The 21999-nt window shown below is 40.6% G+C and carries 22 protein-coding genes and 1 pseudogene; 16 read left to right on the top strand and 7 right to left on the bottom strand.

The features are described 5' to 3' along the window. Positions 1–44 precede the first annotated feature (44 nt). The 3 genes from CGC50_RS04515 (at position 45) to pepE (ending at position 2107) form a co-directional block, all read left to right on the top strand. A complete protein-coding gene (locus tag CGC50_RS04515; protein WP_095909864.1) occupies positions 45–800 on the top strand; it encodes a hypothetical protein in 756 nt (251 codons plus the stop codon). Between the two features lie 4 nt (positions 801–804). Further along, the gene (locus CGC50_RS04510; RefSeq protein WP_157909413.1) at positions 805–1230 is read left to right on the top strand and encodes a hypothetical protein; all 426 of its coding nucleotides are present in this window, start codon (positions 805–807) and stop codon (positions 1228–1230) included. A gap of 169 nt (positions 1231–1399) precedes the next feature. Next, entirely contained in the window at positions 1400–2107 is a 708-nt protein-coding gene (gene pepE, locus CGC50_RS04505; RefSeq protein ID WP_095911286.1) for a dipeptidase PepE, read from the top strand. 4 nt (positions 2108–2111) lie between these two features. Here the strand turns inward: pepE and CGC50_RS04500 are convergent, their stop codons facing one another. The 3 genes from CGC50_RS04500 to CGC50_RS04490 form a co-directional block, all read right to left on the bottom strand. After that, positions 2112–2432 carry a hypothetical protein gene (locus CGC50_RS04500; protein WP_198541634.1) on the bottom strand — a complete coding sequence of 107 codons (321 nt, stop codon included), beginning with the start codon at positions 2430–2432 and terminating at the stop codon, positions 2112–2114. 251 nt (positions 2433–2683) lie between these two features. After that, positions 2684–3772: a DNA polymerase III subunit gamma/tau gene (gene dnaX / locus CGC50_RS04495; protein ID WP_095909861.1), complete on the bottom strand. Its 1089-nt coding sequence runs from the start codon at positions 3770–3772 to the stop codon at positions 2684–2686. A gap of 112 nt (positions 3773–3884) precedes the next feature. Further along, positions 3885–5777, bottom strand: coding sequence for an ABC-F family ATP-binding cassette domain-containing protein (locus tag CGC50_RS04490; RefSeq protein ID WP_095909860.1), 1893 nt, complete (start codon positions 5775–5777; stop codon positions 3885–3887). 192 nt (positions 5778–5969) lie between these two features. Between CGC50_RS04490 and CGC50_RS04485 the strand changes: the two genes are divergently transcribed. Then, positions 5970–6341, top strand: coding sequence for a hypothetical protein (locus CGC50_RS04485; protein ID WP_095909859.1), 372 nt, complete (start codon positions 5970–5972; stop codon positions 6339–6341). Between the two features lie 58 nt (positions 6342–6399). After that, the gene (locus CGC50_RS04480) at positions 6400–6858 is read left to right on the top strand and encodes a hypothetical protein (protein ID WP_095909858.1); all 459 of its coding nucleotides are present in this window, start codon (positions 6400–6402) and stop codon (positions 6856–6858) included. Positions 6859–7045: 187 nt separating this feature from the next. Here CGC50_RS04480 and CGC50_RS04475 read toward each other — a convergent pair. Further along, positions 7046–7636 (bottom strand): annotated as a pseudogene (locus CGC50_RS04475) (nitroreductase family protein). A gap of 181 nt (positions 7637–7817) precedes the next feature. Here CGC50_RS04475 and CGC50_RS04470 point away from each other — a divergent pair. The 9 genes from CGC50_RS04470 (at position 7818) to folP (ending at position 18274) form a co-directional block, all read left to right on the top strand. Then, complete coding sequence (locus CGC50_RS04470; RefSeq protein ID WP_095909857.1) at positions 7818–9161, top strand: DUF5723 family protein; 1344 nt, start codon at positions 7818–7820, stop codon at positions 9159–9161. A 178-nt stretch (positions 9162–9339) separates the two neighbouring features. Then, entirely contained in the window at positions 9340–10077 is a 738-nt protein-coding gene (gene ubiE, locus CGC50_RS04465) for a bifunctional demethylmenaquinone methyltransferase/2-methoxy-6-polyprenyl-1,4-benzoquinol methylase UbiE (RefSeq protein WP_095909856.1), read from the top strand. A gap of 6 nt (positions 10078–10083) precedes the next feature. Next, the gene (gene porT, locus CGC50_RS04460) at positions 10084–10776 is read left to right on the top strand and encodes a type IX secretion/gliding motility protein PorT/SprT (RefSeq protein ID WP_095909855.1); all 693 of its coding nucleotides are present in this window, start codon (positions 10084–10086) and stop codon (positions 10774–10776) included. Positions 10777–10795: 19 nt separating this feature from the next. Continuing rightward, positions 10796–12760: a protein-disulfide reductase DsbD family protein gene (locus CGC50_RS04455; RefSeq protein ID WP_095909854.1), complete on the top strand. Its 1965-nt coding sequence runs from the start codon at positions 10796–10798 to the stop codon at positions 12758–12760. Positions 12761–12799: 39 nt separating this feature from the next. Then, on the top strand, positions 12800–14491 hold the full coding sequence (gene dld, locus CGC50_RS04450; RefSeq protein WP_095909853.1) for a D-lactate dehydrogenase: 1692 nt from the start codon (positions 12800–12802) through the stop codon (positions 14489–14491). Between the two features lie 94 nt (positions 14492–14585). Then, positions 14586–15053: a hypothetical protein gene (locus CGC50_RS04445; RefSeq protein ID WP_232781192.1), complete on the top strand. Its 468-nt coding sequence runs from the start codon at positions 14586–14588 to the stop codon at positions 15051–15053. Positions 15054–15146: 93 nt separating this feature from the next. Then, complete coding sequence (locus tag CGC50_RS04440) at positions 15147–16109, top strand: hypothetical protein (protein ID WP_111986519.1); 963 nt, start codon at positions 15147–15149, stop codon at positions 16107–16109. A 287-nt stretch (positions 16110–16396) separates the two neighbouring features. Next, the gene (locus tag CGC50_RS04435; RefSeq protein WP_232781190.1) at positions 16397–17425 is read left to right on the top strand and encodes a hypothetical protein; all 1029 of its coding nucleotides are present in this window, start codon (positions 16397–16399) and stop codon (positions 17423–17425) included. 21 nt (positions 17426–17446) lie between these two features. Further along, positions 17447–18274, top strand: coding sequence for a dihydropteroate synthase (folP, locus tag CGC50_RS04430; RefSeq protein WP_095909850.1), 828 nt, complete (start codon positions 17447–17449; stop codon positions 18272–18274). Positions 18275–18333: 59 nt separating this feature from the next. Here folP and CGC50_RS04425 read toward each other — a convergent pair whose 3' ends face one another. From CGC50_RS04425 to CGC50_RS04415, 3 genes are read right to left on the bottom strand one after another with little or no spacing between them, the layout of a single operon-like run. After that, complete coding sequence (locus CGC50_RS04425) at positions 18334–18591, bottom strand: DUF6952 family protein (RefSeq protein WP_095909849.1); 258 nt, start codon at positions 18589–18591, stop codon at positions 18334–18336. Continuing rightward, positions 18572–18886: a thioredoxin family protein gene (locus tag CGC50_RS04420; RefSeq protein WP_002668677.1), complete on the bottom strand. Its 315-nt coding sequence runs from the start codon at positions 18884–18886 to the stop codon at positions 18572–18574. The genes CGC50_RS04425 and CGC50_RS04420 overlap by 20 nt, the downstream gene beginning before the upstream one ends. Positions 18887–18939: 53 nt before the next feature. Beyond that, entirely contained in the window at positions 18940–19575 is a 636-nt protein-coding gene (locus CGC50_RS04415) for a peroxiredoxin (RefSeq protein ID WP_095911284.1), read from the bottom strand. A gap of 172 nt (positions 19576–19747) precedes the next feature. Between CGC50_RS04415 and CGC50_RS04410 the strand changes: the two genes are divergently transcribed. Both CGC50_RS04410 and CGC50_RS04405 read left to right on the top strand, forming a co-directional pair. Next, positions 19748–20218, top strand: a complete 471-nt coding sequence (locus CGC50_RS04410) for a DUF2271 domain-containing protein (RefSeq protein WP_095909848.1) — start codon at positions 19748–19750, stop codon at positions 20216–20218. A 140-nt stretch (positions 20219–20358) separates the two neighbouring features. Then, entirely contained in the window at positions 20359–21987 is a 1629-nt protein-coding gene (locus CGC50_RS04405) for an acyl-CoA carboxylase subunit beta (RefSeq protein ID WP_095909847.1), read from the top strand. Positions 21988–21999 lie beyond the last annotated feature (12 nt).

Here is a 21999-nt window from a genome sequence, read left to right as displayed (position 1 = left end):
AAGAGGGATAGGGGAGACTCTATCCCTTTTTTAAACTTATAGATATGAAAAAAGTGACTTTTATTCTGCTATTCGGTTTGTTCTCTTCAGCTATGGCACAGCCTTGTACCTATAAGGATGTATTAAGCAAAATGACCCTCTTCTATGACAAAACCTATCCCTCCAAGATAGATATTCAGAAGGCGGACTTCTCCTCCATTATTCTCAATCAAAGTACAGATTATTTAGGGGCTATAGGGGTTCATAAAAAACGCTTAGTGGTCTTGATTTCTTCTGCTAAGCGCAATCCTCAGAATCCTTTGGTGTATGAAATAGCGGGGAGGACACGAGTAGGGAAGAATGTCAGACAATTCAAGGGGAGTATAACCCTTACCCAACTTATCTCAGGCAAACCAGAAGATACCACAAATGATCTCTACACAGAAAATAGTGGTGTACAGGAGGAAGGCGTGGCCGTGGGCGATTTCATTTTGGACGAATATGAAGACCTCCCAGCCACGGGGGTATTCAAGGGCAAAGTACTCTTATGGTGGTTTCTCTCCAAAAAGGGAAAGATAGAATATAATGATGGCTATCTTATGGCAGATCCTTACTTGAATAATGCCTATATAGGGACTTGGACAAGCAAGCAAACACATAAGTCTCAGCAAGTGAGTTGGGGGCATTATCGTGTTCCCTGTGCAGGTGATTTGGATATGGGTGCAGGAGAATTTTCCCCTGCCCCTGAGTATTATAAATATGGTTGGGACGAATATATCCAAGAGATTAGAAAGAAGTATCCTGATGCTTATAAAGATTAAAAATATGAAAAAACTATTACTACTCATTACATTCCTGAGTTCTTTTTTTGTGAGAGGACAAATGACAAAGGAAGACCTCATAGGGAAGACTTTCGTAGCAGATGTTACACAATATACCCCTGAAATCAATGGAGAACCTTTCTATAAGCATAGCGACGAGCAGCACCCACAAGTGAATCTCTATCTTATTTTTGAAAAGAAACAAGTAATTGTAAAAGAGGAAGATAGAGTGACCAAACAGGTGTTTCGCAAGGATACCCGCTCTTGGACACTCAAGGGGAATCACCTCAGGATCCCACAAACAAAGAAGAATCGCTACTATGAGGTTGATCAGTTTGAGTTTTATTTTCAAGAGAGCAAGCTTATAGGAGCTCGTGTGACTTGGGATAAGAATCTGGAGGAAATTGCTTTTGAACTATCAAAGCCATAAAAATCTTTTTTTATTAGGATAGTTCCTGTAAAATTCGTAATTTTGGGGGAGTATTCTAAATTTTAAAAACATGAAAAAAATATTAATTACTCTTTGGGCATTGCTCATAACAGGCCTTGTATATGGACAAGGACAGAGCGCCCCAAAACCTTCTCAAGAACAAGCAAAGATGAAAAAAATTCTACTTGCCAGTACTTCAACTATTTATGGAGGTACGTATCTGTCTTATCTCAAGGAAGAACTCAAGGTGTTTTTCGCTGGAGTGGACGAAATTCTCTTCATTCCTTATGCTCGCCCCAGTGGTATTTCTCACGATGAATATACCCAAAAAGCAAAGGATTTCTTCGCTACCATAGGGAAAAAAGTAGTGGGGATTCACACTTTTGCCAACCCCGCTGAGGCAGTGAAGCAGGCCAAAGCAATCTTCACTGGAGGAGGGAATACTTTCCTCTTGGTTACTCAGCTATATGAAAATGGGGTAATGGAGCCCCTACGTGAAGCGGTCAATGCAGGAACCCCCTATATGGGAGCTAGTGCAGGTACCAATATAGCAGGGCAAAGTATGCAGACAACCAATGATATGCCTATCATCTACCCGCCCAGCTTCAAGACCTTAGGAGTGGTGCCTTTCAATATCAATCCACATTACTTGGATCCAGATCCTAAGAGTAAGCACAAAGGAGAAACACGACAGACACGTATCAATGAGTTCCATGTTCTCAATGATACCCCTGTCATAGGACTAAGAGAAGGTAGTTGGTTAGTGATAGAAAACGGCAAATTTACTCTCAAGGGAAAGCTTACGGCGCGTATCTTCCAACAAGGGCAAGAGCCTTACGAATGGGATGGTAAGACTCCCCTTCCTTTCTTCAAATAAGAACTTAAAATTGTAAGCCTAACTCACGAACAAAAGTTTCCAAAAGTGGATTTTGCTCCTTCAGTGCTAAATACTTCTCTTCAGGAGTATAAGCAGTGACAGGGGCAATTTCTTTGTTCACAGTAATCTGTAGCGTAATGTTGTAGTTGTTCAGCGACTTGCGGATATAGGTGAGCAATCGCTCCTGTTGGGAACGGGTTTCTATCAAAGCAAGCTCTGAGCCTACTTCCAGAAGAATTACATCCTCTGCTATAGTAGGGGCAGAATCTTTCCCTAAATGACTGATTAGTAGGTGTTCACCTCTTTTTTCTAAGATGGCCAACATCTGTTTCCAGACACCCTCGAAATCTTCCTGTGTATAGCTGTCTCGAGCTGTATGCTGGGCTTGTGCTTGGTGCTGATCACGTATCTTAGCAGCTTCATGCTTGAGCTGAATGCTCTTAAGAGAAGTAGCTGAAACACTGTCCTTGGGAGGAGTCTGGGAGACAGGAGCATTTTCTTGTGAAGAAGGCTCTTTTGTAACTGATTTATTTTCAGTAATTTGAATAGGTCTTTGATAAAAAACAGCCGCAGGGATTATATATCCATCATTTTTTTTTTATCCCCCTGGTAGGTAAGTGAAGCCAATTGCATCAGAGCCAGCTCCACCAAAAGACGTGGGGTACGGCTTGTCTTATATTCCAAATCGCATTGGGTAGCTATGCGTAGTGCCTCCACCAAGAACGGAAAGTCACACTTGGTAGTCTGCTCAATATATTTTTTTTGGGTCTCCTCACCGACTTCCATAAGGGATACAGTTTGGCTATTTTTGCAGACCATAAGGTCTCTGAAATGTCCAGCTAAGCCTGCTATAAAGTGTTGTCCGTCGAAGCCATGGGCGAGAATACTATTGAACTCAATGAGTAGTTGAGGGATGTTATTGCTCACGATAAGGTCGGTAACCTTAAAATAAGTATCGTAGTCCAATACATTGAGTATCTCCGATACCGCTTGTCGGGTAATTGTCTTCCCACAGAAACTTACCACTCTGTCAAAGATAGAAAGGGCATCGCGCATAGCTCCATCAGCCTTTTGGGCAATGATTTGTAGTGCTTCGTCTTCGGCTTCAAGCCCTTGTTCCTTAGCAATATACTTGAGATATTCACGAGCATCATTGATAGTAATACGCTTAAAGTCAAATATCTGACAGCGAGAGAGGATGGTCGGGATCACCTTATGTTTCTCGGTAGTGGCCAGAATAAAGATTGCATGTGCAGGCGGTTCCTCCAAGGTCTTGAGAAAGGCATTGAAGGCAGCATTGGAGAGCATATGCACCTCGTCAATGATATAGACCTTATATTTACCTACTTGAGGGGGGATGCGTACTTGCTCGATGAGAGATCGGATTCCTTCCACACTGTTGTTGGAGGCCGCATCCAGTTCAAAGATGTTGAAAGCAAAATCATTATCTCCTTCAGTAGGGGTGGTCTTCTCATTGATTTTCTTAGCCAAGATACGGGCACAAGTAGTCTTACCCACTCCTCGAGGCCCTGTAAAGAGCAGTGCCTGAGCCAAGTGATCGTTGGCAATGGCATTTTCCAAGGTATCAGTAATGGCCTTTTGTCCCACTACATCGACAAAAGACTGTGGACGATATTTGCGAGCGGATACTATAAATGGGTTCATCTTCTTTAATTGTTAATTGTCAGTTATCAGTGAACAGTTATCAGTGAATAGTTATTAGTTATTAGTTTTTACAAGAAATAATCATTAATCATTGTTCATTGATCATTAATCATTAATTATTGATCATTAATGAAATTTTTTCCCATTCCTCCATAAGGTTATCGAGTTGTTTTTTCTTGTTTCCATATTGCTCCATAAGCTCAGGGGTAGGGGTATTTTGTATTTGGGTATTCATCTGGGCGATTTCTTTTTCGAGATCACTGATCTGTCGTTCTACCTTACTGAGCTGGTTGGTGAGCTTCTTGCGTTCTTTCTGTTCTTCATAGGAAAGGGCTTTTTCCTTCTCTACTACAATTTCTTTTTTAACTTCTTCACCTTTTTCTATTTCGCGGAAGGAAGATACTGCTCTTTGTTCTAGGTAGAAGTCGATATCGCCGAGATATTCTTTGATAGTATGGTTCTTGAACTCATATACCTTATCTGTGAGTCCAGTGAGGAAGTCACGGTCGTGGGATACGATAATGAGTGTTCCCTCAAAGCGTTGTAGTGCCTGCTTGAGCACATTCTTGGAGGCAATGTCAAGGTGGTTGGTAGGCTCGTCCATAACTAGGACATTGAATGAGGAGAGGAGCATTTTGGCCAATGCCAAGCGATTGCGTTCGCCTCCAGAGAGTACTTTTACCTTTTTCTCTACCTCATCACCACGAAAGAGAAAAGCACCGAGGATATCACGTACTTTGGTACGGTTGGAGTCGTTGGCAGCATTAAGCATTGTGTCCAGTAGGGTGAGCTCGCCATCCAAGTAATGCGCTTGATTCTGAGCAAAATAGCCTATTTCCACATTGTGTCCTAAGCGAATGTTTCCTTCGTAGGGTATTTCTCCTATAATCATCTTGGCAAGGGTAGTTTTTCCCTGTCCATTCTGCCCGACAAAGGCTATTTTGGAACCGCGCTCCACAAGCAGACTTATATCCTTGAGAATCAGTTTTTTGTCATAACTCTTGCTGACATGGTCTATTTCCAATACTACTTTCCCCGGTTGCTGAGAGAGGGGGAAGCGTACCGACATTACGGCAGTTTCCTGCTCATCTACCTCGATACGTTCTATACGGTCGAGCTTTTTGATGAGCGACTGTGCCATAGAGGCTTTGGAGGCTTTGGCTCGGAACTTGTCGATAAGCTTTTCCGTTTGCTGAATCATCTTTTCTTGGTTCTTCTGAGCGGCAAGCTGTTGGGTAATCATCTCTTTTCTTAGTTCCAAGAAAGCAGAATAAGGCTTGGGATAGTCATAGATACGCCCTGCCACAATCTCAATGGTACGATTGGTGACATTGTCAAGGAACATCTTGTCGTGGGAGATAATCACCACCGCTCCAGGGAAGGACTTGAGAAAGCCCTCAAACCATATAATGGACTCTATGTCAAGGTGGTTGGTAGGCTCATCCAGTAGGAGTATGTCATTTTTTTCCAAGAGGAGCTTGGCCAGCTCTATACGCATGCGCCACCCTCCCGAGAAACTATCCGTTAGGCGGGAAAAATCCTCCCGAGAGAAGCCCAAACCTGAAAGGATACGTTCGGTATCTCCCTTATAGGTATATCCTCCATGGATCTCGTACTCATGAGTGACATCGTGCAGGCGGATCAGCAAATCATTGTAGCTATCACTCTCATAGTCAGTGCGTTCAGCTATCTCATGGTGGATATGGTCTAATTCTTCTTCTAAGCGCATCAGGGTAGTGAAAGCCTGATAGGCCTCCTCAAGAACAGTACGTCCTGCGACAAAGTCAATATCCTGTTTTAAGTAACCTATTTTTGCATTTTTCTCCAAGGCAATGGTACCTGTATCAGGAGGGAGCTCCCCTGAGAGCATCTTGAGCAAGGTGGATTTTCCTGCACCATTTTTACCGATAATCCCTACACGATCCCCCCCGATGAGCATAAAAGCCACATCCGAGAAAAGTGTTTCCCCTTGGAAAGAAATAGATAAGCCACTGACATTGAGCATGATTGTATATTTGTAAAAGAGTGGGGCAAAGATACAATTTTTAATTGTTAATTGTCAAAGGTCAATTGTTAATTAATTGAGGGGGTAAAGAGGAGAAACGAGAAAAGAGGAATAGATAAGAGAATTTTCATAGGAGACGAAGGATTAATTTTGTATATTTGTCCCCAAAAATAAGGGGATAATACATTCGTTATGACTATAGAATCACACTACAAGGAGCTACTTACCCATATAGAAGGCTTGGATTATTCAGATACAAAGGCAGCTCTTGTTTATGCAAGCAAGGAACTATACAAACAGTCCTCAGACCTTTGCTTGCTTACGATGATAAATGCCCTTATCAAAGCTCCCGATTTCCTGCCAGAAAAGCTCACTGAAATAGTAAATACCTACGTTTATTATGAAGGAACTATCGGCATCTACAGATATATAAAGACCAAACTTCAAGAAAATGAAAGTAATCCCTCTTTCTACTATGCTGACGTATTCGAATACTTATTAGAAGCCTTAGAAGAAAAGTACCAAAAGATGGGAGTAGATCTCAAAAAAGTAATAGAGAGCTAACTCTTATTCATCAGAAGTTCATTTCTATATCAATCACTAAAACCAAATACTTAATAAAATGCTATATACCATAGGCACTTCCAACAATTACCCAAGTAGAGCATACGGTGCTTTCCAGTCTGTAAAGGGTTCTATTACTGATTATTTGATGTTCGGAGATCCTGAACCTATACACTTGAACATTCGACTTGACTTTACCGACTTCGAAGCTATTGCTGCCAAATGGGATTGTATATCCATTAATAGAGTCTATATCTATTTGCTAAATAAAAAGGCAATGGATTTCTTTGAAAAACAGTGTCCAGGAATATTTGAGTGGGTGCCTGCGAAGATATATTCCAATAATAGCCTTATAGAAACGGAGCATAAGTTACTACATATCACCCAACATTCTAAAGAAGGCATCTTTTTCTATAACGAGGATAGTCTTCGTAGCATATGGGTGGAGGAAGCTTTTATGAAAAAGTATAAGAAGGAGAAACTCAAAGGTTGGACTTTTTATCCAGAGGAATGTTAATGTCTTATTTCAGTTCTCATGTTGGAGAGGGTTTATAGTTCCTTAATGAATTATAATTCAAGATAAAAATACTACACCTCAGCTAACCTTAACTCCACAGGGAAAAGATATAGAAGGACTTATCGACAAGGGCTATACTTGACCTCTGTTTATTCCCCCTAACCCCGAAGGGGGAATTGATTCTTGTTCACAGCTCTCTGACTACTGATTCTTTTCTCTTTTTGGGAGTGATAGAGGGTTGGTTTTTGTCTTCTGGATCACGATAACCAATGGCTACAGCAAAGAGAGTTTGATAGCCGTTCTTAGGGAGATGTTCGTCATATTCTTTAGGTAAGATTCCTTCCATAGGGGTTGAGTCCACTCCCATAGCAGCACATCCGGCAAGGAAATACCCTAAGGCTACATATACTTGGTGCCCCATCCAAGCCTTGACATGAGCTTCGCCCTGAGGTTTGATATATTGTTGATAGAAAGTCCGTCCTCCTTCCGAGATATAAGAAGGGGCTTCCTCTTCAAAACGTTCTACACTCTCCAATACCCTGAAGATAACAATATGGCTGGCTTGTTTTACCCGCTCTTCATTCATTAGGGAGAGAGGTGCAAAAACTTAATCTTTACGCTTATCTCCTACCAAGATAAATTCCCATGGTTGGCTGTTGATAGAAGAGGGTGCTAGGCGAAGAATCTCATTTAATTGTTCAAGAGTTTCCTTCGAAAGTGTTTTTCCGTTATAAATTTTGGTAGTATAGCGGTTCTGAGCTAATGATAAGAAATCCATAATCTTATTTTTTTTGCAAAAGTACGAAATAAAAATGAATTATAAAGCTTTCTTTGCCTACTATAAATAACTCTTTTTATAAAATATTTTATTTTTCTTAATTTAATTTTTAATTAACAATTTAAACTAAGTTGTTATATATTATTTTTGTACATTTGCCCCATAAAATAAATAAATTGTTATGAAAAAAATTTTTCTTTCATTATTGACTTTAGTAGCCTATCAAGGTATTGCTCAACAATCATTTACAGGGCTTAGGACAAGTACCTATGGAGGGGTGACCACTACCCTTTCTAATCCAGCACATGCTCTTGGGGCACGTCCTTGGGATGTGAATTTGGTTGCTGTAGATGCCAACTTGGGGAACAATGACATGGCATTTTCGTTTAATTTGGAAAAATCCTTTAATAAGTTTACCGATGGATTGAGTACTTCTAAGGTGATTAATGCAGGACTTACTGCCGATGTGTTAGGGCCTTCAGCTATTTTCCGTATCAATAAGGAACATGCTTTGGGCTTAGTAACACGTATGCGTGTGATGGCCAATACTACAGGAATTGATGCTAAGGTGCTTCAAGGACTTATTGGGGTAGGGAATATGCAACTTCCTACAGATCCTTCTCAGTACTACAAAGTACAAGGGATTAATGACATGAATCTTTTGGTAAATGCTTTCAAGGAAATAGGTGCTGTATGGAGCTATACAGTAATGAATGATGGGTATAACCTTATAAGATTGGGAGCTGGAGTTAAGCTCGTACAGGGAACAGGAAGTTACCGTATGGGATTCTCTGGTGTCAATCAGGACAATGTAACCCTTCGTCGTGAAAACGGAGATGTGATCATGCATATAGGAGATGGTCATGCAGAGGTCAGAAGTGGGGGCTTGGATGTATTGGGCTCTTCTTTCAATGTGCTCGAAACTCACGCAACTACAGTGGGGTTTGACTTGGGAGTTATTTATGAGTTCAATGAGGATGGTTGCCCTAACTGCGATGGGCATGTTCCTTACCGATTCAAAGTAGGAGTTTCCTTGTTGGATTTGGGTAAGCTTAGCTATACAACCAATTCAAAATCTTACAATTATACTATTCATAATCAAGATTTTAACCTTGATAATATGCAAGGAAGTTTGGATAAAATTCCTTCACCAACTTCATTACAGGGGACTTCCTTCTCTTCCTCATTGCCTACTACTTTGAACATTGATTTGGATTATCGTTTTATAGATGGGTTCTATTTGAATCTTTCTAACCAGCTCAATGTAGTGTCCAAGAATGAGTACAATGCACGCTATGCTAATGATTTTGTGCTTACTCCTCGTTACGAGACACGTTTCGGACCTGGAATCTTTGGAGCTTTCCTTCCTATAAGCTACAACCAAATCTCCAAACTCAATGTAGGAACAGGTTTCCATATAGGACCTCTTGTCTTTGGTTCTCGTAGTATCTTAGGTAACCTCACAGGAGGGGCTAAGGAGATGAACTTCTTCTTCGGACTTCGCTTTGGAGGTATGTACGAATAGTCAGTAAGTAGTAACAATTCTCAGTGGTCAGTGGTTAGTGGATAGTCCCTAACCACTGACCACTGTTCTCTTTTTTTCCTTCAGGGGTTAGGGGGGAATGGGCAAGGGAAGTATTTTATAGAATTAATCGTTGAACATTAATCATTATTTTGTACCTTTGCGCCTAAAAATAGAATTCATGCAACAAGAAGAGATCGTAACCCCTGATAAGAATTCGAACAAAGGAAAGAAAGAGCAAGTGCAAGAAATGTTTGACACCATTTCTCCTTCTTACGATGGACTAAATAGAGTAATGACCTTGCGTATGGACATCTCTTGGCGCAAGCATGTAAGAGAAAAAATAGCTCAGATAAAACCTGGCACTATTCTTGATGTAGCCACCGGTACAGGCGACTTGGCTATAGAACTTTCTAAGATTCCTTCTGCTCACATTACTGCTGTGGATATCTCCCAAGGGATGCTTTCGGTAGGGGAGAAAAAGGTCAAAGAATTAGGACTCTCTGAGCGAATTGTCATGCAAGTAGCCGATAGTGAGAATTTGCCTTTTGCTGATGGCAGTTTTGATGCAGTAACTGTCTCTTTTGGGATACGCAATTTCGAAAATCTTCACAAGGGACTTTCTGAGCTCAGGCGAGTATTGCGTCCTGGGGGGCGCTTGGTGATCTTGGAAACCTCTGTACCTACTCGCTTCCCTTACAAACAGGGGTACAAACTCTATACCAAGTTTATCGTGCCCTTGATGGGGAAACTCTTAGCCAAGAACAAGAATGCTTATTCCTATCTGTCTGAATCGGCAGCAAAGTTTCCTTTTGGAAAGAAACTGTCAGGAATCCTCAAAGATGAAATAGGCTTCTCAAAGGTGCATTTTATTCCTCAATCCTTAGGAGTAGCTACTATATATATAGCTGATAAATAAAATATTATGAAGAAAATTACTTTGCTTATATTCCTGTTGCCTTTGTTGGTAAAAGCACAACCAATTATCAATTTGGAAGATTTTGACTATCAAAAATTCCAATGGGGGTACTATTTTGGAATCAATACGCTTGATTTCCGTGTGGACTATCAAGCACTTGACTATACCAATCCACCGCTCACGGATATACAGACCAAGCGGTCTTATGGTTTCAATGTAGGTCTTACGGGGGATCTACGCTTGATAGATCATCTGAGTCTGCGCTTTGAGCCAGGACTTATCTATAACAAAAGAGAGTTGGAATTTCCTTTCTTGACCCAACAGACCGACCGCAAGCGCGAGGTACTCTCTACCTATATATATATCCCTGTACTTCTAAAATATGGCTCTAAGCGTTGGGACAACTTCAAACCTTATATTACCGCTGGGACTTCTGTGGGCATTAACCTCAGTGCCAATAATAAGTCTCGTTCGGATAACAGCGAAGGTAAGTTCCGTACCCAACCTATAGTCTATTTCTACGAATTGGGCTTTGGGATAGACTTCTATACCCCTCACTTCCGCTTTACCCCTTCTATAAGAGGATTATTCTCCATAGACAATGAGCTGATCCATGATAGTGATCCTGCCAGCCCTTGGACAGGAAACCTTAAAGGGATTTTTACCCGTGGGGTGATGATTAATCTTACTTTTGAATAACTAAAATACTTAATAGAAGATGAAAAGATACCTACTTACTTTTCTAATGGTGCTACTGGCAATTCCTTTTGCAAAAGCACAAATCTCTTTTAACAGTCCCTTGGCAGGACAACAGAACGACAACCCTGTAGAATGGACTTTCTCCCAAGAGAAACTCTCCGATACAGAGTATCTGCTTATTTTCAAGGGGAAGATAGCTCCTAAGTGGCATGTCTATTCTCAGAACAACCCCAAGGGGGGTGCCCTCCCTATGGTCATTACCTATACCACTACAGAAGGGATAGAGATGGTGGGAGAATCCCAAGAGGAAGGCCTTCAGAAGACTTTCAACGATGTTTTTGGGGTGGATGAACTTTTCTTTGAAAAGGAAATAAAAATCACCCAAAAGGTAAAAATCACCGACCCTAATGTAAAACATATCAAGGGGAATATCTTTTGCCAGGCATGTATAGATGTGTGTATCAATCTCAAAGAAGATTTTGTTTTCTCATTGGATGGTTCAGCAGCCCAGGTGGAACAAAAACAGATAGATAGCCGTAGTGAAGATATGGCCAAGCAGTTGGAGATACCTCTCAAAAACAAAGAACTTATCGGAAAGACAGAACAGGAGTCCAACTGGACAGTTTTCCTTTTAGGCTTTCTCGGTGGCTTCATAGCCTTGCTTACCCCTTGTGTATTCCCTATGATTCCTCTTACGGTATCCTTTTTTACCAAACAGAGCAAGACACGTAAGAAAGGTATTTTCAATGCCTTCCTCTATGGTTTCTTTATTCTACTGATCTATGTCCTTTTGAGTATTCCTTTCCATTTCTTGGACAATATAGACCCAGAGATTCTCAATAATATTTCTACCAATGTATGGCTCAATGTGGTCTTTTTTGTGATTTTTGTAATCTTTGCCTTTTCTTTCTTTGGATTTTATGAGATTACTCTACCGTCTTCTTGGGGGAATAAGATGGACAATGCCTCCAATGTAGGGGGGATGATTGGGATCTTCTTTATGGCATTGACCTTGGCTATCGTATCTTTCTCTTGTACAGGGCCTATCTTGGGATCTCTCTTGGCAGGTTCGCTCTCTTCGGGGGGAGCCATACAGCTTACCTTAGGAATGGCAGGCTTCGGACTTTCCTTGGCCTTACCTTTTGTGCTCTTTGCCTTGTTTCCGTCTTGGCTCAACTCTTTACCTAAGTCAGGAGGGTGGATGACCACAGCGAAAGTGTTTTTAGGTTTCTTGGAATTGGCTTTTGCTCTTAAGTTCCTTTCCAATGCTGACCTTGTACAGCACTGGGGATTGCTCAAGCGAGAAGTGTTTGTAGGACTTTGGTTTGTCCTCTTTGCTTTGCTTACCCTATATTTGTTTGGATTGATTCGCTTTCCGCATGATGAGCCCCGCAAGCCTCTCTTACAATATTCGAAGGGACGTTTGATCATAGGTGTACTTTCGGCTGCCTTCTCTATATATCTACTTTTAGGTCTTTTTGGTAAGAACAGTCTGAGGGTACTCAGTGGTTTCCCTCCTCCAGAATCTTATGCTTTCTTCCCTAAGGAACACAAAAATGATCAAATCGTCTTCAAGGATTACTATGAGGGAATGGCCTATGCCAAGGAACATAATATGCCTGTTATGCTGGACTTTACAGGGTGGGCTTGTGTCAATTGTCGCAAGATGGAAGAACATGTATGGACGGATCCTCAGGTGAAAGAACTTATGAAGAAGTACGTTCTGATCTCTCTCTATGTAGATGACAAAGAAGAGCTACCTAAGGACAAACAATTTGATTTCAAGCACCGTAATGGGCGTGTAGAATATATTAAAACCATAGGTGACAAGTGGGCTACTTTCCAAGAGGTGAATTTCTCCTCAGCTTCCCAACCTTATTATGTGCTACTCTCTCCCAATACTGAACTGCTCTCTACTCCAGTACAGTATGTGGATGTGGAGACCTATAAGGAATGGCTTAGAAAGGGAGTGAAAAATGATTAATTTTCAGTAACTCAAAACTTAGAATTAAAAACTAATCCCATGAATACACAAAACTTATTAGAAAAACTACGCCAAATAGTAGGGGCAAGGTATGTAATGACCGACCCAGGGCAGACCGAGCGCTATCGTACAGGATATCGCTTTGGAACAGGAAATGCCTTGGCAGTGGTGCGACCAGCAACTCTTTGGGAACAATGGCAAGTGTTGGAGGCTTGTACCGAGGCTGATGTGATTGTTATTTCCCAAGCAGCCAATACAGGTATCACAGGAGGATCCAATCCTTTTGGAAATGATTATGACCGCGATGTGGTGATTATCAATACCATGCGCAATGATAATATCCAAATTATCCTCGAAGGAGAGCAAGCAGTTTGTCTACCAGGTTCTACCCTGAACCACTTGGAACAGGAGTTAAAACCCTATAACAGAGAACCTCATTCCGTAATTGGTTCCTCTTGTATAGGGGCTTCTGTGATTGGTGGTGTGTGTAACAACTCTGGAGGCTCTCTTGTACAGCGAGGCCCTGCCTATACCGAGATGGCGCTCTATGCACAGTGCAATGCAGAAGGTAAGCTGGAACTGATTAATCACTTAGGGATAGACCTTGGCGAAACTCCCAAGGAGATACTCACCAACCTCCAAGAGGGAAAATACCAAAGAAAGGATATTCACCAAACAGATAAGAAAGGGCACGACCACGATTACTGCAATCATGTACGCCAGATAGATGCTGATACCCCTGCCCGATTCAATGCAGACCCTGCTCGCCTATATGAGGCTTCAGGAAGTGCAGGTCGCTTGGCTGTTTTTGCCGTACGTGTGGATACTTTTCCTGCTGAGAAGCACACAGCCGTATTCTATATAGGCACCAATGATACCAAAGTGCTGACCGAGCTACGCCGACACATGTTGGGCTCTTTCGAGCAGATTCCTATCTCTGGCGAATATATCCACCGCACTGCCTTTGATATTGCAGCTAAGTATGGTAAGGATACATTTTGGTATATCAAGCATGTAGGCACTGAATACTTACCTAAACTCTTCTCTCTGAAGGCATGGGCAGACCGTGTGGCTAAAAAACTTCCTTTTATGCCACACCACTTTAGTGAAAAATTTCTCCAAGGAACTTCCAAACTTATGCCCAAGCATCTGCCTCAGATCATGTGGGATTATCGCAACCAATATGAACATCATCTGATCCTCAAAATGGGAGGCAAAGGCGTAGAAGAAGCCCGCGAATACCTCAAAGAATATTTTTCCGATAAGAGCAAAGGAGCTTACTTTGAGTGTGATGCAGACCTAGCTCAGGCAGCCATGCTCTTGCGCTTCGCCGTGGCTTCGGCTGCTATTCGTTACCGCTCTGTACATGAGAAGGAAGTAGAAGATATTGTTGCCTTGGATATTGCCCTTAAGCGCAATGAAGAAGATTGGTTCGAACAACTTCCTCCAGAATTGGACAACAAAATACTCCATAAGCTCTATTATGGACACTTCATGTGTCATGTATTCCATCAGGACTATGTGATTAAGAAGGGCTATAACTGTGAGGAGATAGAGGAGGAAATGCTCAAGATACTCGATCAGCGTGGAGCAGAATATCCTGCCGAACACAACGTAGGCCACCTATACCACGCCAAGGAACCTCTTAAAAACTTCTATAAGGAGCTGGATCCTACCAATAGCTTTAACTCTGGAATAGGGAAGACCTCTAAGAAAAAAGATTGGAAATAAAAAGGCAGTGGTTAGGAGTCTACCTCCTAACCACTAACCTTATAATGACTGATAGGTAATGATACATTTGAAATTCAAAACTCAAAACTCAAAATTGATAATTCTCTTAAGCATGCTGTTCTTCTCTCAAGCTGGGGAAGTGTTTTCTCAACAAGGAAAACCATTTTCTCAAAAGAAATGTGATTGTGATAACGTAGATACTACCGATAGAACCTCCCGAAAAGTAGTTTTAACCAATATCCAATTACTCAAAAAAGGAGCAGATTATTTTATACAAGGAAATTGCTGTGATATAGTTAGGGCTTTTGGGAATGACTTCGAAAGAGAATCTGTTATATGCATTTCAAAAAAGATACAGAAATTTCGCCTTCTTGATGCTATTCCGTATAGTCTTTTCTATGAGGATAAGGGGGAAAAGCAGCATATTTTTACCGAGAAGTGGGCAGAAGCCAAACCGTTTTTCCTTAAGGAGAAAGCCTTTTTGGCTACTGTCTTTATAGAAGTAGGTGTCTCGAACCAAGATAATTCTCTTCTCTGGGTCTATACAAGAAATTATGAATAACTTTAGTATATAGAAAGGTAATGATCGTATTTTTAGACAATACTTTTTCTCTTTCGGATGTATAAAGTAAGAGCATAAACAAATTAAAATTATATGAAATACTTTTTATTTATATCGTTATCAAGTTTTTTGTTTTGTTGTAATAATAAACAAAATAGTGAAGGGAAGTTGCTAAAGGAAACTTCCTCCCAAACCTCTTCTGCTCAAACAAAGGAAATAAAGCAAGAGGAAGAAATTGACAATGAAGTATTGACAATGAAGAAAGATAAAACATTAGAAGATGATTTATTGATGCTTAAAAATGTAGCTTTTTGCAAATGTTTTGGACAAGAAGTGTTCGGTATAAAAAAGAAGGAACCCAATACTTACAAATTGATACCTGATGCTACTACAGGTGGATATCTTCAGTGTAGTGAGCATCTCGATATAGAGTGGATAGTAGCAAATCCTACCCTTGATAAGCTCGTTGAAAATTGGTTAAGTAAACCCTATTATAAAACCTTTCAAGAGAAAGGAAGTCCTAAACGCTATCCTACTTATATGAAGTGTTTAGATTTCTACAATAGTAAGGCACTTAAAAAATACTTAGATTCTGTTCGTGTAGTATTAGAGAAGAGATATAAAGCAAGTGATGAAAAATATTGCACAGCAGCAACAAAAACGGATGATATTTATTATGATACCCCGCTTTTACAGAAAAAGATAAAAAATAAGGATGACAAGCTATTAATTCTAAAAAACATTGCTTTTTGTAATTGTATGGAATACGAATATGAACAAATTGTAAAAGAAAACCCCGATTTATACTCTTTGTTCATAGATAGAAGTAGGGAGGATTATATTACTTATGGAGGGCTGGAGGCCAACCTAACAAAAAATAACCTATCTTTTGATCGTCTTGTCAAGGAATGGCATAAAAAAGAATATAATACCTACCTTGCAGATGATAATAGAGAGAAAATATATCTAACAATTATGAAATGTATAGATTTTTATAATAGTAAGAAACTTGAACTGTACATAGATTCTCTTAGAGTAAAAGAAAAGGAATTATAGTAAGTTAAGTATACTCTCTACAACTTTGGATAGGATAGTTATGATAATGTGTAAATCCAGCACTGCTTTTTGCCAATTCGTCTCTAATTTTGAAAAACTGTTCAAATAACGCTCTCTAATATCTTCTTTTGTATGAACTAATTACCTTATTTTTTTGTAGTTTTACTTTTACAAAAAAGCGAAATACAAATCAAAATTCCTTGCTATTAATGTCCTACTTAAAACTCAAAATCCAAAACTCAAGTCTTCTTGTTCTATTGTGTCTATGGCTCGTAGGTTGCACTTCTATGCCCTTATGTTATAAGCTTTTAGACCGTAGAATCTTTACTGGATTGTGTATGCCTACTCCAGTGGAGGACTTGCTAATAACTCAGGAAAAATTACATATTCGCCTGTTTGATAAGCAAGGCGTCTCCTATCCTGATAACAAATACGTAGCTCTTTCAGATCGTTATCGGGTGCAATCTAAGAGAGAGGAGCTAGTGGTGTTCTTCTTTATCGCCTCTGATAGTGTACAACAGCGTGGAATCATTAAGGTAAATGGTCAACAGATAACTCCTATACCTTTAGCTCCTGAAAAGGACTATTCTTTTCTTAGTAAAGAAAAAAGTTATGGAGATTCTACCCATGTAGACTACCATGTCATATTTTCAGAATATACAATTCCTATTAGGGAGCTAAATGATGTGGTGTATTTCGAGACTCCCCTCAAGGTGGGAGAGAATATCATAGAAATCCAATATGAAGCAGCTTTGGATATAGCAGGTAGTGGTTTTCTCAATGATTTCTCTTTGCAATATTACACTCCTTTTGAAGGATATTCAAAAGATTATCCTCCAGTGGAAGTGACTATGGATTGTGCGAATGATTTGATCCTCAAACAAACTTCCTTAAAAGTTTCTTTAGAGGAGGCTAACAATACTTTTCGTTGGCAGGCAAGTGATAAAAATATAAGAGAAGGATTCTATTGGTATTTCAATAAGCAACTGACACCTTTACAGCAATTTTTTTTGAATATAGAGCCTATAGGGATAGCGCTTATTCTGATTGTAGTGGCTATAATTATTCATTTGTGTTACTTATGGCGCCGCAAGTACAACTTCTTTGATGTGGTGGGAATCCCCTTCTTATTCTGTATATTACATAGTTGGGCATATCATTTTATCAAAGATTTCATAGGAGACTATCCGCCTTGTTCTACGGATCATAGTGAATTCCTATTCTTCTTGATTCCCATTATGAGCCTGCTGTACTGGATTATAGTGGGCTGTTTCCGTGCCATATTTGTCAGATATCAGAAATCAACTAAAGACTAAAAACACCAAAACTCAAAGCTAATGAAGTCAATAAACTGTCGAGGAGAACTTCTCTCCTTTGATACCCCCAAAGTAATGGGAATACTCAATGTAACCCCCGATTCTTTTTTTGCCCAGAGTCGTGTACAGGGTACTGAAATCCTTGCTAAGGCTGAGCAAATGCTCGCTTTGGGTGCTACTTTTGTGGATATAGGTGGGTATAGCTCCCGCCCTAATGCTGCTGAAGTCTCGGCTGAAGAAGAACTACAACGAGTGGTGCCTGTAGTGGAAGCCTTGGTAAAACATTTTCCTGAGATTCGCATCTCAGTGGATACTTTCCGTGCTGAAGTGGCTCGCCAGAGTTTGGAAGCAGGGGCGTGTATAATCAATGATATTTCTGCCGGACAGATAGATCCTCCTATCTGGGACGTCGTTGCTCACTACCAAGTCCCCTATATCGTTATGCATATGCGAGGTACCCCACAGACCATGCAGTCCTATACGGAGTATCAAAACCTTACCAAGGATATTCTTTACTATTTCTCTGAGATAAAAGATAAAGCAAGACAACTGAAAATCAATGACCTGATCGTAGACCCTGGTTTTGGTTTTTCTAAAACCCTCCCACAGAACTACCAACTGATGCAGCACTTGGCTATATTCGATATTTTAGACTGTCCTATATTGGTGGGAATCTCTCGTAAGTCTATGATATATAAGCTTTTGGAAACATCTGCCGAGGAAGCTCTCAATGGTACTACTGTGCTTAATACCTTTGCCTTGCTCCATGGAGCAGATATTCTTCGAGTACATGATGTAAAAGAAGCTATGGAGTGTGTAAGGATAGTAGAAGCCTTGAAAGGAAAATAAAACAAGTGGTATCTCAGATACCACCTGTTTTGTAAAAGAACTAACTTTCTAAATTTATTTTATTTGTCAATTGCACCAAGTACTCTTTGCATAAAGGTATTAAGCGCTTCTTTCTGAGGGGTTCCTGCCTTGATGAGTTTTTCCACTTCCAAGGCTCCATACATATTGGAGAGTAGTTCCCCTATCACGTTCAATTCCTCTTCCTTAAGGGACGGAAGTTCGGTAAGATATTCCAAAACCTCTATTGCCTCTATCAGGTAATCTTCATCATTGGCTTCTACAAACTGGGCGAGATGCTTAATTACGGGTAATTTCATCGATTAATTCATTTAGTACCTCTTGCTTATTGGTCTGTACATCTCTTATGAGCTGTCCATCCTCAAAGATAGCAAAAGTAGGTAGGTTAGTTACATTGGCAAGCTTGCGTGATTCAGGGAATTGCTCAGCATCTACGATGACAAAGGCAATATCTTCCTTCTCTGAAGCGAGCTTTTTGAATTTCGGCTTCATGATACGACAGTTACCACACCAAGAGGCGGAGAACTGTACTGCCACTTTCTTGTTGGCTTGTATCACTTCTGCTAAGGTATCGCTGGTAAGTTCTACTAACATAAGATAAAATAATTAAGAGTAAGGGTTGCGTTTTTTATAAGACAATAAGATTATTAATGTTTGGCTAAGTACTCAGCAGTACTTTTTCTATCGGCATTCATAGCTTCCTTACCTTCTTCCCAGTTGGCAGGGCATACTTCTCCAAATTTTTGTACATGAGTGTAGGCATCGATAAGGCGGAGGTATTCTTTTACATTGCGTCCTAGTGGCATGTCATTCACACTCTCGTGGAATATCTTTCCGTTTTCATCGATAAGAAAAGTAGCACGGTAGGTGACATTGGAACCTTCTATTAGATAGGATTCTTGCTCTTCATTATATACAGGATCAGCATCCAAGATTCCTAAGGCATTGGAGAGGTTACGAGTCGTATCGGCAAGGATAGGATAGGTGACACCTTCTATACCTCCTTGATCTTTAGGAGTATTTAGCCAAGCGAAGTGTACCTCGCAAGTATCTACAGAAGCACCTATGATGATAGTGTTGCGCTTCTCGAACTCTCCACGAAGTTCCTCAAAAGCGTGTAGCTCTGTAGGACAAACAAAGGTAAAATCCTTAGGATACCAGAAAAGAACTACTTTTTTATTCTTTTTAGTAGCCTCCTCTAGGATATTGATACGGAGGTTGTCACCCATTTCTGACATAGCGTCAACGGTAATATTAGGGAATTTTTTTCCAACTAAAGACATATTTTTTTTGTTTTTAAAGATGAAACTTCTATTTTTATTTTCTGGGTGCAAAAGTATAAATAAAATCTATACAATCAACCTTGTTTATATAGATTTTTTCTATTATAGAATAAGTTTTAATAATAGAGATTTTACTATCTTTGCACCTTATAATTTAAAAACATTTTAGTTTATGGTAAAGAAATTTTGTTTTCTGTGTGTAGTACTGTTGGCTTTGTCCGCTCAGGCTCAAAATAAATATAAGTGTATGGTTCAGATGACCAATTATTCTGGAGAAGCAGCTTATATGGTGGTCTCCCTTATAGATCCCCAGGGGAGTTATCTCAAGACACTACATGTCTTCGGGGACAATAGTAAGTACTACGATGCTCTCAAGAAGTGGTATGACTTCTATACTGCTAAGAAAGAAAAAGTGGATGCGCTCACAGGTGCCTCCATCACTCAGGGGGATCGCAAGACGATTGTTTTGGACTTGGACAATAAGCTCTTGAATCAGGGGTATAAGCTTCGTTTTGAATCGGCAGTTGAGGATCAGTATTACTATACGACCGATGCAGAAGTCCCTTTCACCACCGAATCACTCAAAGAGAAAGTCTCTGGCACAGGGTACGTACGCTATGTACGCCTAAGTGAGGTGAAATAACTTTTATTCATGCAAATACTTGAAAATCAATATTTGTTATATTTTATATAACAATTGTCAGTATTTTTTAACAAAAAAAGTCACATAAAAAATTGTGCAAATAATAAAAATTCTTAACTTTGCAACGTCAAATATCCAACATGGATTTAGCTTTTAATAAGAACGAGGACTATAACAAGCTGGCACGGGATCAGGTGCGTCAGCGATGCGAACAGATAAAACTTGGAGGGGGAGAGAAAGCCCTCGAGAAGCTTCACAGTCAGGGAAAGCTCTCAGCTCGTGAGCGCATTGACTATCTGTTGGACAAGGACAAGCCTCGCGTGGAGATAGGGGCTTTTGCTGCCGAAGGTATGTATAGAGAATATGGGGGCTGCCCTTCTGCAGGAGTGGTGGTGGAGATAGGTTATGTGCGCGGTCATCAGGTGATTGTCGTGGCCAATGATGCAACAGTCAAGGCTGGCGCTTGGTTTCCGATGACTTGTAAAAAGAACCTTCGTGCTCAGGAGATTGCTATGGAAAACCGCTTGCCTATTATCTACTTGGTAGATAGTGCTGGGGTGTTCCTACCACTTCAGGATGAGGTGTTTCCCGATAAGGAGCATTTTGGACGTATCTTCCGTAACAATGCTCAGATGAGTAGCGAGGGGATCGTGCAAATAGCTGCTGTCATGGGGAGTTGTGTGGCAGGAGGAGCTTACTTGCCTATTATGAGTGACGAGGCCTTGATTGTCAACAAAACAGGGAGTATCTTCCTTGCAGGGAGCTACTTGGTGAAAGCTGCTATAGGTGAGGATATTGACAATGAGACCTTAGGAGGAGCTACTACTCATTGCCAGATCAGTGGTGTGACGGATTATCAATGTGAGAATGACCAAGATGCTCTTGAGGTAATTAAGAACTTAGTGGATAAGATAGGGGAGAGCTCCAAGGCAGGTTTTAGCAGAATAAAGAGTGCTAAGCCTAAGCTTAATCCAGCTGATATATATGGTATACTCCCCCAGAGTAGGACACAACCCTATGATATGAAGGAGATTATCCTCCGCTTAGTAGATGATTCCGAGTGGGAGGAATACAAGGAGGGATATGGACAAACCATTCTCACAGGCTATGCCCGTATCGATGGTTGGGCGGTGGGAATTGTCGCTAACCAACGCAAGGTAGTCAAAACCAAAAAAGGAGAAATGCAGGTAGGAGGTGTCATCTATTCCGATAGTGCGGACAAGGCAACACGCTTTATAGCCAACTGTAACCAAAAGAAAATACCCTTGGTGTTCCTTCAGGATGTTACAGGATTCATGGTAGGGAGCAAGTCCGAGCACGGAGGGATTATCAAGGATGGAGCAAAACTGGTTAATGCTGTGGCCAATTCGGTTGTCCCTAAGTTTACCATTATTGTAGGCAATTCTTACGGAGCAGGCAACTATGCCATGTGCGGCAAGGCCTATGATCCTCGTCTTATTGTCGCCTATCCTTCGGCCAATTTGGCTGTGATGGGCGGTGTGCAGGCAGCTAAAGTGCTCTTGCAGATAGAGACAGCTACCCTTAAGCGCAAAGGAGAGACACTCTCTCCAGAAAGGGAGCAAGAACTATTAGAGAATATTCAAAAAAAATATGATGAGCAGACCTCTCCTTACTATGCTGCAGCCCATCTCTGGGTGGATGCAATCATAGACCCCTTAGATACTCGACAATGGATATCTATGGGAATTGAGGCTGCCAATGGAGCCCCTCTTAAAAAAACATTTAATATGGGAGTGCTCCAAGTATAGTTCCATAAGTAA

The sequence above is a fragment of the Capnocytophaga gingivalis genome, assembly GCF_002302415.1.
Lineage (GTDB): Bacteria > Bacteroidota > Bacteroidia > Flavobacteriales > Flavobacteriaceae > Capnocytophaga > Capnocytophaga gingivalis.
Note: the sequence above shows the minus strand (reverse complement) of the source record. Positions and strands in the feature narration are given on the sequence as shown.